The following is a 15,870-nucleotide window of genomic DNA, read 5'->3' on the forward strand; positions in this document are numbered from 1 at the left end:
TTAAAAAAAATGTAGTTAATTTGTGCCTTTAAGTTCACAAACGTATTGAAATGTTATAAAGAAAGGCAGAGGGATTAGACCCGATGAAGCCTTAGCAACCCTTCGGTAAACGAAGAAGGTGCTGCATTCTACCACACCCAGCGTGGAAAGATAACTCAAAGAATTCTTCTAGTTTACTTCTAGCCTTCTTTCTAATATTTCCAAATACAAATCATTAAATCATAAAGATTTGAAAATTGGAAAATAAATTATTACATATTATATTACAAAATTTCACCACCGAAAGTGGCGTATTTTATGCATCCTTAAACTTAAGTTTTCAGGTTTTTGGACCAGCTCTAAATACCGCCCCTATAGTATTGGTCAATCACGCATTGACGGGAAATTCCCAAATAGTTGGCGAAAATGGATGGTGGAATGATTTGATGGGTATCGATAAAACAATCGACACCCGTAAATACACAATCCTTGCTTTCGATGTTCCCGGAAATGGTTTCGATGGAAACATAATCGACAATTATTTGGATTTTAATGCCAGAGACATCGCCAGACTTTTCTTGGAAGGCATTCGATTTTTAAAAATAAAAGAATTGTTTGCAATAATCGGAGGCTCTGTAGGTGGAGGAATTGCTTGGGAAATGGTGGCTTTGGAGCCAAAATTAACGCATAACTTGATTCCTATTGCTACCGATTGGAAATCTACCGATTGGTTGATCGCAAATTGTTATTTGCAAGAGAAAATTCTAAATAATTCTTCTCATCCCATCGAAGATGCCCGCATTCACGCCATGATGTGCTATAGAACACCCGAATCATTCAAAGAAAAATTCCAGCGAAATTCGACCGAATCTTTGGAGTCGTTTCAAGTGGAAAGTTGGCTGAATCATCACGGAGAAAAACTGCAAAAAAGGTTTCAGCTTTCGGCGTACAAAACGATGAATCAGTTGCTCAAAACCATCGATATTACCAGAGGCAGAACTTCATTGGAAAAAATAATTTCCGAAGTGGAAGCTAACATTTATATTATCGGAATTAACTCGGATTTGTTTTTCACCGCGAATGAAAATAGAGAAACCTACCACGAAATAAAAAAATTTAAGAACAATGTATTTTATAGCGAAATTGATTCGCAACACGGTCACGATGCATTTTTAATGGAATACGACCAACTAAGCAATTTACTGGATGTTGTTTTTAAAAATAAAAAGAATAAAATGAAAATATTAAAATTTGGCGGAAAATCATTGGCCAACGGTGAAGGAATAAATAAAGTTTTGGATATTATTATCGACAAAAAAAGCAAAGACGAAAACATCGCTGTCGTTGTTTCTGCTCGAGGAAATGCAACTGATGAATTGGAAGATATTTTGATGATTGCTGGTAAAAACGGAAATTACAAACCCTTACTAGAAAGTTTCAAGAGCTACCAACAAAATGGTTTCACAAATATTGATTTGTCGCAAGAATTTGCAATATTAGACAAGCTTTTTGAAGGCATAAGTTTGATTGGAGATTATAGCGAAAAAATCAAGGATCAGGTTTTGTCGCAAGGTGAAGTAATTTCAGCCAAAATAGTAACGTCTCTTTTAAATGAAAAAGGGATAAATGCCCAATTTGCTGATTCGCGTGAATTGATAAAAACAGATTCCAATTTTGGAGATGCCCTACCTTTAGAACAAATTTCAAAGAAAAATGTGGTTGACTATTTCAAGAAAAATACCGACAAAGTTATTATTATTACAGGTTTTATTGGTTCGAATGCAAATCACGAAACCACCACTTTAGGCAGAAATGGCAGTAATTATTCGGCTTCTTTGATTGCTAATTTTCTAGATGCTGAAGAATTGCAAAACTACACGCATGTTGATGGAATTTACACAGCAAACCCAGATTTAGTTCCTGATGCCAAAAAAATTGACCGTTTGTCCTTTAATGAAGCGAATGAAATTGCCAATTTCGGAGCAACTATTTTGCACGCAAAAACCATTATTCCATTATTGGAAAGAAACATTCCTTTGCGAATTTTGAACACTTTTAACTACGAAAATCAAGGCACTTTAATCACATCGAAATCAAATAAGGAAGGAATAAAAACACTTTCGGTTTTAGAAAATGTATCATTGGTAAACTTGGAAGGAAGAGGATTACTTGGTAAAACTGGTGTTGACGCTCGAATTTTCAAGGTTATGGGCGACAATAATATTAGTGTGAGCATCATTTCACAAGGTTCTTCTGAACGGGGAATTGGGCTTGTGGTAGCCGCCGATCAAGCGACAAAAGCGATGATTGAACTCAAAAAAGAATTCGAAAATGATTTTTATTCGAAAGACGTCAATAAGATTTCGATTACCGATGACGTTTCAGTGATTTCGATCATTGGACAAGATTTGAGCACTTTTCATAAACCGTATGCCGCTTTGATTAAAAACAAAGTGATTCCGATTCTTTTCAACAATACAGTTACAGGGAAAAACGTGAGTTTAGTGGTTAAAAAAGCACAACTTCATAAAGCGTTAAATGTAATTCACGGAGAAATTTTCGGGGTTTCTAAGAAAATAAATATTGCCATTTTCGGTCACGGATTAGTGGGCGGAACTTTGATTAATCAAATTTTGGAATCAGCAGCAACCATCGAAAAAAGAAAAGACATCAGACTGAATGTTTTTGCGGTTGCCAATTCTAAAAATGTACTTTTAAACAAAAATGGGGTTTCACAAAATTGGAAAAACGAGATTCAAAACAACGGATTTTCCTATACAATTGAGGATGTAATCGCTTATGCCAATGACAACAATCTTGAAAATTTAATTGCTGTTGACAACACAGCAAGCACTGCGTTTGTAGAAAATTATGTCAGATTAGCCGAAAGTAGTTTCGACTTGATTTCGTCCAATAAAGTGGCGAATACCTTGAGTTATAAATTTTACAAAGACTTGCGAAAAGTATTGGCCGATAATCAGAAGACATATTTGTATGAAACAAATGTTGGTGCAGGTTTGCCATTAATAGACACCATTAAATTATTGCATCTTTCAGGTGAAAATATCACTAAAATAAAAGGAGTTTTCTCCGGAACATTGAGCTATTTATTTAATAATTTCTCTGTAAAAGAAGTTCCGTTTAGCGAAGTTTTGAAAGAAGCCGTTGATAACGGTTACACGGAACCCGATCCAAGGGAAGATTTATGCGGGAACGATGTGGGTAGAAAACTGCTAATTTTGGCAAGAGAATTAGACTTGCAAAATGAGTTTGAAGAAATTAATATTCAAAACCTGATTCCAGAACATTTAAGAGAAGGAAGCGTTACCGATTTCTTGCATAAATTAAGAGAATTTGATCTTATTTATGCTACAATAAAAGAACAACAACAACCCAATCACGTCTTGAGATACATAGGCGAATTGTCAGGAGATTTGCAAAATGATAAAGGAAACCTCGAAGTAAAGTTAGTTTCCGTACCTTCGGACACCGCTTTAGGCGGATTGAAAGGTTCTGATTCTTTCTTCGAAATTTACACCGAATCGTATGGCGACAGACCCATCGTAATTCAAGGAGCTGGCGCAGGATCGGCAGTTACAGCGAGAGGCGTTTTTGGAGATATTTTAAGGTTGTCAGAGAAAGGGTAAGAGTGTTTAGTAAAAAATAAAAAAACCGTTGAATCTGCGTTTAAAAAACCGTATCATCAGCGCCAAAAAGCAAATTATGAAGACAAAAGTATTGTCTGTATTTTTTATCTTAAGCTTGACGGCTTGTAATTATTTATTTCAATTGAATTCAGACAACGATTTGACAAAAATTATAGAAACAAAAATTAAAGAGAATCCAAAAAAAATCAGTTTATCAAATATAGAAGACTTGGATTATGATAAATTATTAATTTTGGAGCCCTATTCAAATATTGAAAAAACTGAAAAAGAGCTAAAAGTAGATTTATCAAATATAAGTGAAAATAATATTCATTCATCGGACGATATTAATCTTTTAGTTTTTTTAAAAAATAACAAATCAATTAAAATATCAGAACTACCAAGAGTAAATGGAGATTTTGTAGATTATAAAATATTAATAAAGGAAGAAAACGCCAATTTTGAAAAGAAAGAAAAGGGTCTTTTGACTTTAATAAAATAAAAAAATAGCGTTTGAAAATCCGCGCCATCTGTGTCCAAAAAAAAATACAATGAAAATAACATTAAACAGAGTAAACGAAAACTTCCACTTTCAACTAAAAAATGATCGGGGACATATTGTAAATGTAGATGCCAGATCTGATTTTGGCGGTAATGACATGGGGCCAAGCCCAATGGAATTAATATTGATGGGAGTTGCTGGTTGCAGCGGAATTGATATGATTTCGATATTAAAAAAGCAACGTCAGGAAATTACTTCTTTCAAAGCTGAGGTCGAAGGCGTACGTGTTCAAGTGGGCGAAGCAAAGCCATTTAAAGATATTTATGTAGTTTTCTTTTTGGAAGGTCCAATAAATGAAAAGAAAGCGGCAAGAGCAGCCCAACTTTCTTTCGAAAAATACTGTTCGGTTTCTAAAACATTGGAACCAACAGCAACAATTCATTACAAAGTAGTTTTAAACGGAAATCCCATCCCCGACCATTCCCAAAGGGAAGGGAGTCAAGACAAATAAAACATTAACAATCCACTTTCGGCTCCCCCTCCTTTGGAGAGGGCTGGGGTGAGGAAAAATAAAAAAAATGATCGAACAAGAATTTGGTTTTGAAACCAATGCAATACGCAATCAATTAGAACGCACTCAATATTTAGAACATTCTGTGCCTTTGTTCTTAACTTCTAGTTTTGTATTTGAAGATGCTGAAGATATGCGTGCTTCTTTTGCCGAAGAAAAAGACAGGAATATTTATTCCCGTTACAGCAATCCGAACACTAACGAGTTTATATATAAAGTTTGCCAAATGGAAGGAGCGGCGTCTGGTTTTGCATTTGCATCAGGAATGGCTGCGGTGTATTCGACTTTGGCTGCTTTGTTAAACTCAGGCGATCACGTGGTGTCGGCCGGGAGTGTATTTGGCGCAACGCATTCTTTGGTTGTTAATTATTTTCCGAAATGGGGAATTGAAACTACCTATTTTGATATTAACAAGCCAGAAACTATTGAAAGTTGTATCCAGCCAAACACCAAAATTCTTTTTGCCGAATCACCAACGAATCCAGCAATAGATATTATTGATTTGGAATTGCTTGGGGCTATTGCCAAAAAACACAATCTGATTTTGATAATCGACAACTGTTTTGCAACACCTTATTTACAACAACCTATAAAATGGGGCGCACATTTGGTTGTGCATTCCGCAACAAAATTAATGGACGGTCAAGGTAGAGTTTTGGGAGGTATAACAGTAGGCGATGCCGAATTGATTCAAAAAATCTATTTATTTTCTCGACTTACTGGACCTTCTTTGTCACCGTTTAATGCTTGGGTATTGTCGAAAAGTTTAGAAACTTTGGCAATTCGATTGGACAGACATTGTGAAAATGCAATGAAAGTAGCCGAGTTTTTAGAACAACATCCAAATGTAAATAAGGTAAAATATCCGTTCTTAAAATCACACCCTCAACATGAAATTGCCAAAAAGCAAATGAAGTTAGGCGGTAATATTGTGGCTTTCGAAATTAAAGGCGGTCTCGAAGCGGGTAGAAACTTTTTAGATAAAATAAAATTGTGTTCGTTGTCTCCAAATTTGGGCGACACCAGAACCATTGTAACGCATCCAGCCTCTACAACCCATAGCAAATTATCTGTCGAAGAGCGTTTGGCAGTAAGTATTACTGATGGATTGGTGCGAGTTTCAGTAGGTTTAGAAACCGTGAAAGATGTAATTGCTGATTTGGAGCAGGCTTTGTCGTAAAAATTTATTAGCATTGTCAAAGTTTTAAACTTTAACAATGCTTTCAAAATAATTCACGATATTTGATTTACAATTCACAAATATTGGATTTTAGGTGTCAAATATTAAACATAAAAAATGCTTTCAAAAAAAACAAAATACGGAATAAAAGCTTTGACTTTTTTGGCACGCCGAGAAGATCAAACACCTGTTCAAATTGCAGAGATAGCTAAAGCAGAGCACATTTCGATTAAGTTTCTCGAAAGTATTTTGTTACTCTTACGTCATTCTGGTTTTTTGGGAGCAAAAAAAGGAAAGGGTGGAGGTTATTATTTGATCAAAGACCCTAAAGATATTAATATGGCAAAAGTCTATCGCATTCTCGAAGGACCCATTGCCTTGTTGCCTTGTGCTAGTAAAAATTTCTATGAAAAATGCGACGATTGTACCGATGAAGCTGCTTGTGCGGTTCGCAAACTAATGATCGAAGTTCGGGACAATACTTTAATGATATTGGATAATAATTCTCTTGCCGATATTGCATTTTAGTCTATTCGGACTTAATGGAACCTATATTTTTTCCAGTTTCGACTCGCTCTCCTTTGGAGCGGTTTGGGAAGAGGATCTAAAAAATCAAATTATATCCCACGATAAATAACATTACCGCGATTGCATTCCTAAGAAACAAATCGGGTACTTTTCCACTCAACAAGCTTCCTATAACAATTCCGGGAAGCGATCCCATTAATAGCTGTATTAATAATCCAAAATCTATATTTCCCATAGTGGCATGCCCTAATCCAGCAACAAGAGTTAATGGAACGGCATGAGCGATTTCGGTTCCAACCAATCTTGGAGTAGACAAAAGGGGATAAAGGAAAAATAAAGTAACTGTGCCTAAAGCACCTGCTCCTATCGAAGTCAGAGTTACAGTTATTCCTAGCATTACGCCAATAGCGACGGTTAGAATATTCTGAGTTTTACTTTTACTATGAAACGCATCACCAGCATGTTTTTGAGAAAACACCAAGAGTTTCTTTTTGAATAAAATGGCCACCGAAGTGAAAACTAGCGCCCAACCCAAACTGTATTTTATTGTTGCATTCATAGCAGCTGTATCGGTTTTCAGGTTATGAAGAATCCATAAAGTCAGTAATGCAGCAGGAATGCTTCCCAAAGAAAGCCAGCCCGTGACAGACCAGTTAATAGTCCTTTTTTTATGATGCACATACACACCGCCTAATTTAGTAAAAGCCGCATACAACAAATCGGTGCCAACTGCCGTTGTTGGGGGGATGCCAAACCACAATAAAACAGGAGTCATCAAAGATCCACCTCCTACACCAGTCAATCCTACTACAAATCCAACTGTTAAACCGGCAATTACTAATCCTATTTGAAAATCCATAAAATAAAATTTGGACAAAAATAACACTAATAAACGATTATCCTATAGACAAAATAGACTATTTAAGTTTATTTAAAAAAATAAATTATTTAAGTCTAAAAAACAATAAATATTATTTTGTTGTTTAAAAAATAATAGTACTTTTGCAAAATAATCTACTATTCCGATAGGATAATGGGTTTATTAAAAATAGAAATAAATGAGTACAGCAATAGTAAATACATTAATAAAAAAAACCAAAGGATTTTCCATAGAAGAAACTTTGACTTTTTTAGCGAATGAATACAAGGAAAAAGTGGTGTTTTCAACTTCTTTTGGACAGGAAGACCAAGTGATTACAGCTTTAATCGTTACAAACGATTTGCCAATTTCTATTTTTACTTTGGACACAGGAAGATTATTTCAAGAAACGTATGATGTTTTTCACAAGACCTTAAAAAAATACAAGAAAGAAATCAAAGTTTGTTTTCCGGAAGCTTCGGCAATAGAAAAACTGCTTGATGAAAAAGGACCAAACAGCTTTTATGATTCAGTGGAAAACAGAAAAGAATGTTGTTTCATTCGAAAAGTAGCGCCGTTGGCTAAAGCTTTGAAAGGAAATATAATTTGGATTACGGGTTTAAGAGCCGATCAATCTGAAAACAGAAATGATTTAGCATTTTTTGAATATGACGAAAAATCCGAAATCATAAAATTCAATCCATTATTAAAATGGAATTTAAAAGAAGTGTCAGTTTATTTAGAAGAAAACAACGTGCCACAAAACGTACTTCACAAACAAGGATTTGTAAGTATTGGTTGTGCACCGTGTACTAGAGCGATCGCGCCAGACGAAGACATTAGGGCTGGAAGATGGTGGTGGGAATCGAGTCATAAAGAATGTGGTTTACATAGCCCACTAACCCCCGAAGGGGAAATTAGTAAAGAGAAAAATTAAATTATTAACCAATAAATACCCCAACAGTTACTTCTTCGGGGGTTAGGGGGCTAATATTATGAGTTCCATATTAAAAACAAACGCTCTCGAAAGCGAAGCGATTTACATTTTTAGAGAAGTAATTTCTCAGTTTGACAAACCAGTTTTGCTTTTCTCTGGCGGAAAAGATTCCATTACATTGGTGCGTTTGGCGCAAAAAGCATTCTTTCCAGCAAAGATTCCTTTTCCATTATTACACGTTGATACGGGACATAATTTCCCTGAAACTATTGAATTTAGAGATAGATTAGTTGCCGAATTAGGACTGGAATTAATCGTTCGAAATGTACAAGATGCTATCGACGAAGGAAAAGTAGTGGAAGAATCTGGTAAATATTCCAGTAGAAATAGTTTGCAAACTACCACACTTTTGGATGCAATAGAAGAATTTAAATTTGACGCTTGCATAGGTGGCGCCCGTCGCGATGAAGAAAAAGCAAGAGCCAAAGAACGTATTTTTTCGGTTCGTGTTGATTTTGGACAATGGGATGAAAAAAATCAACGACCAGAATTATTTGATTTATTGAACGGTAAAATAGAAAATGGTCAAAACGTTCGTGTTTTCCCAATTTCGAACTGGACAGAATTAGACGTTTGGAGTTATATCGAATCAGAGCAAATTGAAATTCCATCGATTTACTTTTCGCACAAACGTAAAGTATTCTTAAGGGACGGAATGATTTGGTCACACTCTCCTTTTGTTTATCAAGAAGAAGACGAAGCAGTCGAAGAACGAATTGTTCGTTTTAGAACCGTTGGCGATATGAGTTGCACTGCAGCGGTTGATTCTTATGCTGCAACAATTGCAGAAGTAGTTGGGGAAATCAGGACTTCGACAATTTCAGAAAGAGGCGCCAGAATTGATGATAAACGTTCTGAAGCCGCAATGGAAAAAAGAAAACAACAAGGATACTTTTAGAATTCACAATGCTCAAAGGTATTGATATAAAAATAAAAAAACAGAATGGTTTATATTCAAAGTTGCTCTAACTTTAAACTTCAAACCTGAAACAAAAAATATAAAATGGAAGTTTTAAAAATAGCAACAGCAGGAAGTGTAGATGACGGAAAGAGCACATTAATCGGGAGATTATTATATGATACCCAATCGTTAACTACCGATAAATTAGAGGCAATCGAAAAAAGTAGTAAGCAAAAAGGATATGATTATCTTGATTTTTCTTTGGCTACGGACGGTTTAGTTGCCGAACGCGAGCAAGGAATCACCATTGATGTAGCGCATATTTATTTTTCGACTGCTAAGAAAAGTTACATCATTGCTGATACGCCTGGTCACGTTGAATATACTAGAAATATGGTTACTGGAGCTTCGACATCGCAAGTTTCCATCATTTTGATAGACGCACGTAAAGGAGTTATTGAGCAAACCTATCGTCACTTTTTCATCAATAATTTATTGCGTGTCAAAGAAGTGATTGTTGCCGTAAACAAAATGGATTTGGTTGATTATTCAGAAGAAGTGTACAATAAAATCAAAGCTGATTTTCAAGCATTAAATGCTAAAAGTACTTTCAAAGAACAAAACGTAAGCTACATTCCGTTGAGTGCTTTGACTGGAGATAATGTGGTAGAGTCCTTAGGTGGAATGCCTTGGTACACTGGTCAGACGATCTTACAACATCTTGAAGCATTAGAACCAGCTGATGTTTATGAAAAAGGGAAAGCACGTTTTCCAGTTCAAACGGTAATTCGACCAAAAACAGAGCAATACCACGATTTTAGAGGATATGCAGGAAAATTATATGGGAATACTATTAAAGTAGGAGATGCCGTAACGGTATTGCCTTCTTTGACTGAATCTATTGTGACCAACATCCACTTTTTTGATAAACTATTTGATGAAGCAACTGCGGGATCTTCCATAACAATCGAATTAGAAAATGACATCAATGTGACTAGAGGCGATATGATTGTAAAATCAAACGAATTGCCTAAAGTTGAAAAAGACATCAGAACCACCGTTTGCTGGATGGACAGTAAAAAATTAGTTGCTGGTACAAAATATTTGGTACAACACAACACAAACAGAGTTTTAGCAAAAATTGACAGCGTGAAAAATGTTATTGCAACTGATTTTTCAGGAACAAAAGAAGCGTCTCAATTAGCCATAAACGAAATTGGAGAAGTTAATATCAAATTGAGCAAAGCCATTTATTTTGACACTTATAATGACAATAAATCAAATGGGGCTTTTATATTAATAGATGCTGCTACAAACACAACGGCGGGAGTCGGATTTATTAAATAATTTTTAGCCATTGGCCTTTAGCCTTTAGTAAAAAACCATAATCATAAACAGCTAGAAGCCAAAAACTAATAGCATAAAGCTAAAAAATATGGAAAGTTTTAGAACAGAAATTGAAAATCCGATTGTCCAAAAAGACATTATCGATTTAGAAAGAAAAATTGCTTTATTTCGCGACGGAAAAATTGATGATGAACGTTTTCGTAGCCTTCGTTTGGCTAGAGGAGTTTATGGTCAGCGTCAGGAAGGCGTTCAAATGATACGTATCAAATTGCCTTTCGGAAAAGTAAGTGGCAAACAATTGCACCGTATTTGCATCGTATCAGATGAATATTCTACTGGACGCTTGCATATTACAACACGTCAAGACATACAAATTCACTATGTAAGTTTAGATAGAACTCCTCAACTTTGGGCTGAATTAGAAAAAGATGATGTTACCCTTCGCGAGGCTTGTGGCAATACAGTTCGGAATATAACTGCCAGTGAAAATGCAGGAATCGATATCGATGAGCCTTTTGATGTATCACCTTATGCGCACGCTTTGTTTCAGTTTTTATTGCGAAACCCCGTCAACCAAGAAATGGGTAGAAAAGTAAAGATTTCATTCTCGTCGTCAGATAAAGATACCGCTTTGAGTTATTTGCACGATTTAGGATTTATTCCAAAAATTGTAAATGGCAAAAGAGGATTTAAAGTAATGCTTGGTGGAGGATTAGGTTCGCAGCCACACCACGCCGAATTATTATCAGAATTTATTCCGGTAAACCAAATTATCCCAACAACAGAAGGCATTTTGAGAATTTTTGACCGATATGGCGAAAGAGCGAAACGTTTGAAAGCGCGTATGAAATTCTTAATCAAAGATATTGGTAGAGATGAGTTTTTAAGATTGGTAGATGAAGAGAAACGCGCCTTGTCCTACCAAACCGTTGAAATTGATACGACTGCTTTTGATGGTGGAATTCCAGCTCCTTTATTGGTAGCGCCAAAAGTGGTTATTGAAGATACAGCTGCTTTTGAAGCTTGGAAAAAATCGAATGTTATTCCACAGAAGCAAGCCGGATATGTAGCCATTGGAATCAAAGTTGCATTAGGGGATTTTTACACGGACAAAGCAAGATTATTGGCAGAATTAATCAAAAATTACGCAGCGGATGAATTGCGTTTTACATTAAGACAAGACATACTTATTAGTCATATAAAACAAGAAAATTTAGCCTTTTTCTACCAAGAATTATCCAAATTAGATTTCGTTTCTTTAGGATATAATTCTACTGCTGATATTACCGCTTGTCCCGGAACCGATACTTGTAATTTAGGAATCGCAAGCAGCACCGGAATCGCAGTAGAATTAGAACGCGTTTTAAATGCAGAATATCCACAATATACCAATAATCAAGAAATCACCATTAAAATCAGTGGTTGTATGAACGCTTGTGGACAACACAATATGGCCGAAATTGGTTTTCAAGGAATGTCCATCAATGCAGGAAAATTAGTGGCTCCAGCATTACAAGTTTTATTAGGTGGAGGAAATTTAGGAAATGGCCAAGGTCGTTTTTCTGATAAAGTAATCAAAATCCCAAGTCGAAGAGGACCGGATGCTTTGCGTTTTATATTAAATGATTTCGAAGCGAATGCAAACGGATTATCTTTCTTAGGGTACTATGATGACAAAGGAGAAAATTATTTCTTTGAATTATTAAAACCACTAGCTAATATCACGAATCTCACCGAAGCTGATTTTGTAGATTGGGGAAATGCTGACAACTATGTAAAAGCCATTGGAGTAGGAGAATGCGCAGGTGTTGTAATTGACTTGGTGGCTACTCTAATTTTTGAAGCCAAAGACAAATTAACTTTTGCCCAAGAAGCTTTTGATGATAAAAAATGGTCAGATGCTATTTATTTAGCCTATGCAGGTTTTGTAAATGGTGCCAAAGCATTATTGCTTGCCGAAAATGAAAAAACAAATCATCACGCAGGAATCATCGATTTGTTTGACACTGTTTTTATGGCGACAAACAAAATCGAATTGAAATCTACTTTCAGGGAATTGGTATACCAAATTAACCAAAACGAACCTTCTGAGTCATTTGCAAAAAAATACATTCAAGAAGCAATTGATTTTTTCGAAAAATTAAAAAGTTATAGAGCCAAAGATTTAGCAAATGAATAATAAAATACTACCCAAAGTAACTTTAGTCGGCGCAGGACCTGGCGACCCAGACTTGCTTACGCTCAAAGGCGTAAAAGCACTTGCTGAAGCGAACGTGGTTTTGTATGATGCATTGGCAAATGAAGCAATAATGAATCACGCTCCTAAATCCGCGATTCTAATATTTGTTGGGAAAAGAAAAGGCTGTCACAGCTATTCTCAAGACCAAATCAACCAGTTAATCGTCGATAATGCGTTAACATATGGCAATGTGGTTCGGTTAAAAGGGGGCGACCCATTCATCTTTGGTCGTGGTGGCGAAGAAATAGAATTTGTAGAAAGTTTTGGAATCCCTACCTTTGTGGTTCCCGGCATATCGTCGGCGATTGCCGTTCCTGCAAATCAAGGAATTTCATTGACAAAAAGAGGAGTTTCCGAAAGTTTTTGGGTAATCACCGGAACAACTTCGGAAAGGAATTTATCTGCTGATATTGCACTTGCGGCAAAGTCAACAGCAACCGTAGTGATTTTGATGGGAATGAGTAAACTTTCGCAAATAGTTTCCTTATTCCAAAAAGAATCCAAGGGAGAAACTCCCATTGCGATTATTCAAAACGGAACTTTGGAAAATGAAACAGTTGGTATTGGAACCATAAATACCATTCAAGAAGTTGTTGCCGAGAATAAATTAAGCAATCCAGCAATAATTGTCATTGGTGAAGTGGTTAGAGAACGAAACAACTTGAAAGGATTTTACAATGAATTTGCGTCGAATAGAGTCTACGCCAGAGAATAATGGAAAGAAATGAATTATACCCCATTTTCCTAAAATTACACAACCTCAATGTACTCATTGTAGGCGGAGGAAATGTAGGTTTAGAAAAATTGTCGTTTATGCTCAAGTCCAGTCCCAATGCGAATGTTGAGGTAGTTGCCCCAAAGTTTCTCCCAGAATTAGAAGCTTTAGCACAAAAACATCCTTCGGTAAAACTGACTTACAAAAAATTCAATCGCTGGATACTTCGCAAACGTCACATGGTTATTGCTTGTACAGATGATTTGAAAGTCAATAAACGAATCTATGATTTGTGTCGAAGAAAATACCTGATTTGTAATATTGCTGATACACCGCCATTATGTGATTATTATTTGGGTGGAATTGTGACCAAAGGAAACGTTAAAATCGCCATTTCCACCAACGGGAAATCACCTACAACTGCCAAACGATTGCGGGAGTTTTTTGAAGAAGTGATTCCAGCCGACATAAACGAGATGTTAAAGAACTTGAACGAATACCGAAAAACCCTAAAAGGAGATTTCGAAGAAAAAGTTCAAAAGATGAATGAAATTACAGAAGCATTAAAAAATAAAGAATAAAAAATGATTAAAACAGACATACTTATAATAGGCGCAGGACCAACAGGTTTATTTACTGTATTCGAAGCAGGATTGTTAAAATTGAAATGTCATATTCTTGATGCCTTGCCACAAGCTGGAGGGCAATTATCAGAATTGTATCCCAAAAAACCGATCTATGATATCCCTGGATTTCCAGAAGTATTGGCAGGAGATTTGGTCGATAATCTGATGGAGCAGATTAAGCAATTTCAACCTGGATTTACACTTGGCGAACGCGCAGAAACGATAGCAAAACAAGAAGACGGAAGTTTTATTGTAACGTCTAATAAAGGGGAAAAATTCCACGCTCTAGTTGTAGCTATTGCTGGTGGTTTAGGAAGTTTCGAACCAAGAAAACCATTAATAGAAGATATCGAATTCTACGAAGACAAAGGAATAAAGTACTTTATCAAAAATCCCGAGAAATTCAGAGACAAAAGAGTTGTAATTTCTGGAGGTGGAGATTCTGCTTTGGACTGGAGTATTTTTCTGTCTAACATAGCTTCAGAGGTAACTTTGATTCACCGCAGAAATGAATTCCGTGGCGCTTTAGATTCGGTAGAAAAAGTACAAGAATTGAAAAATGCAGGAAAGATCAAAATGATCACTCCAGGCGAAGTAGTAGGTTTGAATGGTGCCGAACATTTAGAATCTGTAGATGTTGATATCGATGGTGCACATCGAAATATTCCAACGGATTATTTTATTCCACTTTTTGGACTTACACCAAAATTAGGTCCCATTGGAACTTGGGGTTTGGAAATCGAGAAAAACGCGATCAAAGTAAATAATGCTTTAGATTATCAAACTAATATTCCCGGAATCTTCGCTATTGGGGACGTAAACACCTATCCTGGAAAATTAAAATTGATACTTTGTGGTTTCCACGAAGCTACGATGATGTGTCAAGCAGCGTATCAAATTATCAATCCAGGCAAAAAATATGTTATGAAATATACTACGGTTTCAGGAGTAGATGGATTTGATGGCACTCGTAAAGAAGCTCCAAAAACAGTGGTAAAAGCGATAACCTAGAACATGTGTTGATTCGATAAGCCCTCAATATTCCTATAAATTATTTAATATGGCACAAGATGTTACCCTAAAAATTACCGATAGAGACGGGATAATTCATATTGTTCAAGCACCTACCGACATGAATATGAATATCATGGAACTCGTACGAGCCTATGAATTAGCTCCCGAAGGAACTATTGGAACTTGCGGTGGTATGGCGATGTGTGCATCTTGCCAATGTTATGTTTTAAACGAAGTGACTTTGCCGGAAAGGAACGACGATGAAGAAGCCATGCTTTCAGAAGCTTTTTATGTAAAAGACAACAGCCGATTGGGTTGCCAAATTTATATAACAAATGCTTTAGAAGGTTTAGAAATTGCGCTAGCACCAGAATCTTAAAGAGCACAATTCTTTTTTGATTTTGACTAAACAGCAAATATGTCCTCGCTTTTGAGCTGTTCTTGGTGTTGATTCTAATTTTAAATTAAAGCAAGATTAGAAATTATTTCATATTATAGTTTTTAGTATTACATTTGCAGTGTTCCTATATTTATTGATTGTTATCACGAAAGGCGGAGGGAAAGACCCAATGAAACCTTAGCAACCCTTTATCTGTAAAGAAGGTGCTACATTCTATCCCGATTATCGGGAAAAGATAACCACGAGAAATCCTCTCCCTTTTTACGATAACATTACAATTTTTTGAAACAGTACTTTTTTAGGAGCTAATTCCTGCTATTCGCTTTATCCACGCCCAAAAGCGTGGGATACCGCTGCAAACGAAG

At 36.0% G+C, this 15,870-nt stretch carries 14 protein-coding genes and 2 riboswitches; of the genes, 13 read left to right on the top strand and 1 reads right to left on the bottom strand.

From position 1 onward, the window contains the following. Window positions 1–50 precede the first annotated feature (50 nt). Window positions 51–157, top strand: a riboswitch (SAM riboswitch). A gap of 79 nt (window positions 158–236) precedes the next feature. From thrA to AABM59_RS02700, 5 genes are all read left to right on the top strand, one after another. After that, window positions 237–3,626 carry a bifunctional aspartate kinase/homoserine dehydrogenase I gene (gene thrA, locus AABM59_RS02680; RefSeq protein WP_338407429.1) on the top strand — a complete coding sequence of 1,130 codons (3,390 nt, stop codon included), beginning with the start codon at window positions 237–239 and terminating at the stop codon, window positions 3,624–3,626. A gap of 76 nt (window positions 3,627–3,702) precedes the next feature. Beyond that, window positions 3,703–4,128, top strand: a complete 426-nt coding sequence (locus AABM59_RS02685) for a hypothetical protein (RefSeq protein WP_338407430.1) — start codon at window positions 3,703–3,705, stop codon at window positions 4,126–4,128. Between the two features lie 49 nt (window positions 4,129–4,177). Beyond that, a complete protein-coding gene (locus AABM59_RS02690) occupies window positions 4,178–4,639 on the top strand; it encodes an OsmC family protein (RefSeq protein WP_338407431.1) in 462 nt (153 codons plus the stop codon). A 67-nt stretch (window positions 4,640–4,706) separates the two neighbouring features. Continuing rightward, on the top strand, window positions 4,707–5,879 hold the full coding sequence (locus AABM59_RS02695; RefSeq protein ID WP_338407432.1) for an aminotransferase class I/II-fold pyridoxal phosphate-dependent enzyme: 1,173 nt from the start codon (window positions 4,707–4,709) through the stop codon (window positions 5,877–5,879). A 117-nt stretch (window positions 5,880–5,996) separates the two neighbouring features. After that, window positions 5,997–6,407, top strand: a complete 411-nt coding sequence (locus AABM59_RS02700; RefSeq protein ID WP_338407433.1) for an Rrf2 family transcriptional regulator — start codon at window positions 5,997–5,999, stop codon at window positions 6,405–6,407. Window positions 6,408–6,483: 76 nt separating this feature from the next. On the opposite strand, the gene AABM59_RS02705 is transcribed toward AABM59_RS02700, so the two are convergent. After that, window positions 6,484–7,266 carry a sulfite exporter TauE/SafE family protein gene (locus tag AABM59_RS02705; protein ID WP_338407434.1) on the bottom strand — a complete coding sequence of 261 codons (783 nt, stop codon included), beginning with the start codon at window positions 7,264–7,266 and terminating at the stop codon, window positions 6,484–6,486. Window positions 7,267–7,465: 199 nt separating this feature from the next. On the opposite strand from AABM59_RS02705, the gene AABM59_RS02710 reads away from it, so the two are divergent. The 8 genes from AABM59_RS02710 to AABM59_RS02745 all read left to right on the top strand — a co-directional run bounded on the left by AABM59_RS02710 (window position 7,466) and on the right by AABM59_RS02745 (window position 15,484). Beyond that, entirely contained in the window at window positions 7,466–8,203 is a 738-nt protein-coding gene (locus tag AABM59_RS02710; protein WP_338407435.1) for a phosphoadenylyl-sulfate reductase, read from the top strand. 58 nt (window positions 8,204–8,261) lie between these two features. Further along, window positions 8,262–9,161, top strand: a complete 900-nt coding sequence (gene cysD, locus AABM59_RS02715; RefSeq protein WP_338407436.1) for a sulfate adenylyltransferase subunit CysD — start codon at window positions 8,262–8,264, stop codon at window positions 9,159–9,161. Between the two features lie 105 nt (window positions 9,162–9,266). After that, window positions 9,267–10,511: a GTP-binding protein gene (locus AABM59_RS02720; protein ID WP_338407437.1), complete on the top strand. Its 1,245-nt coding sequence runs from the start codon at window positions 9,267–9,269 to the stop codon at window positions 10,509–10,511. An 88-nt stretch (window positions 10,512–10,599) separates the two neighbouring features. Next, entirely contained in the window at window positions 10,600–12,690 is a 2,091-nt protein-coding gene (locus tag AABM59_RS02725) for a nitrite reductase (RefSeq protein ID WP_338407438.1), read from the top strand. Next, window positions 12,683–13,465: a uroporphyrinogen-III C-methyltransferase gene (gene cobA, locus AABM59_RS02730; protein ID WP_338407439.1), complete on the top strand. Its 783-nt coding sequence runs from the start codon at window positions 12,683–12,685 to the stop codon at window positions 13,463–13,465. The genes AABM59_RS02725 and cobA overlap by 8 nt, the downstream gene beginning before the upstream one ends. After that, complete coding sequence (locus AABM59_RS02735) at window positions 13,465–14,046, top strand: bifunctional precorrin-2 dehydrogenase/sirohydrochlorin ferrochelatase (RefSeq protein WP_338407440.1); 582 nt, start codon at window positions 13,465–13,467, stop codon at window positions 14,044–14,046. Before cobA ends, AABM59_RS02735 begins: the two co-directional genes overlap by 1 nt. A 3-nt stretch (window positions 14,047–14,049) precedes the next feature. Continuing rightward, window positions 14,050–15,102 carry an NAD(P)/FAD-dependent oxidoreductase gene (locus tag AABM59_RS02740; RefSeq protein ID WP_338407441.1) on the top strand — a complete coding sequence of 351 codons (1,053 nt, stop codon included), beginning with the start codon at window positions 14,050–14,052 and terminating at the stop codon, window positions 15,100–15,102. 49 nt (window positions 15,103–15,151) lie between these two features. Further along, a complete protein-coding gene (locus AABM59_RS02745; protein WP_338407442.1) occupies window positions 15,152–15,484 on the top strand; it encodes a ferredoxin in 333 nt (110 codons plus the stop codon). A 158-nt stretch (window positions 15,485–15,642) separates the two neighbouring features. Next, window positions 15,643–15,747, top strand: a riboswitch (SAM riboswitch). Window positions 15,748–15,870: the final 123 nt, after the last annotated feature.

The sequence above is a fragment of the uncultured Flavobacterium sp. genome, assembly GCF_963925185.1.
GTDB lineage: Bacteria > Bacteroidota > Bacteroidia > Flavobacteriales > Flavobacteriaceae > Flavobacterium.

Coding starts and splice junctions, on each gene's coding strand:
- AABM59_RS02685 (WP_338407430.1), top strand. CDS start 3,703: ATGAAGACAAAAGTATTGTCTGTATTTTTTATCTTAAGCTTGACGGCT.
- AABM59_RS02690 (WP_338407431.1), top strand. CDS start 4,178: ATGAAAATAACATTAAACAGAGTAAACGAAAACTTCCACTTTCAACTA.
- AABM59_RS02695 (WP_338407432.1), top strand. CDS start 4,707: ATGATCGAACAAGAATTTGGTTTTGAAACCAATGCAATACGCAATCAA.
- AABM59_RS02700 (WP_338407433.1), top strand. CDS start 5,997: ATGCTTTCAAAAAAAACAAAATACGGAATAAAAGCTTTGACTTTTTTG.
- AABM59_RS02705 (WP_338407434.1), bottom strand. CDS start 7,266: ATGGATTTTCAAATAGGATTAGTAATTGCCGGTTTAACAGTTGGATTT.
- AABM59_RS02710 (WP_338407435.1), top strand. CDS start 7,466: ATGAGTACAGCAATAGTAAATACATTAATAAAAAAAACCAAAGGATTT.
- cysD (WP_338407436.1), top strand. CDS start 8,262: ATGAGTTCCATATTAAAAACAAACGCTCTCGAAAGCGAAGCGATTTAC.
- AABM59_RS02720 (WP_338407437.1), top strand. CDS start 9,267: ATGGAAGTTTTAAAAATAGCAACAGCAGGAAGTGTAGATGACGGAAAG.
- AABM59_RS02725 (WP_338407438.1), top strand. CDS start 10,600: ATGGAAAGTTTTAGAACAGAAATTGAAAATCCGATTGTCCAAAAAGAC.
- cobA (WP_338407439.1), top strand. CDS start 12,683: ATGAATAATAAAATACTACCCAAAGTAACTTTAGTCGGCGCAGGACCT.
- AABM59_RS02735 (WP_338407440.1), top strand. CDS start 13,465: ATGGAAAGAAATGAATTATACCCCATTTTCCTAAAATTACACAACCTC.
- AABM59_RS02740 (WP_338407441.1), top strand. CDS start 14,050: ATGATTAAAACAGACATACTTATAATAGGCGCAGGACCAACAGGTTTA.
- AABM59_RS02745 (WP_338407442.1), top strand. CDS start 15,152: ATGGCACAAGATGTTACCCTAAAAATTACCGATAGAGACGGGATAATT.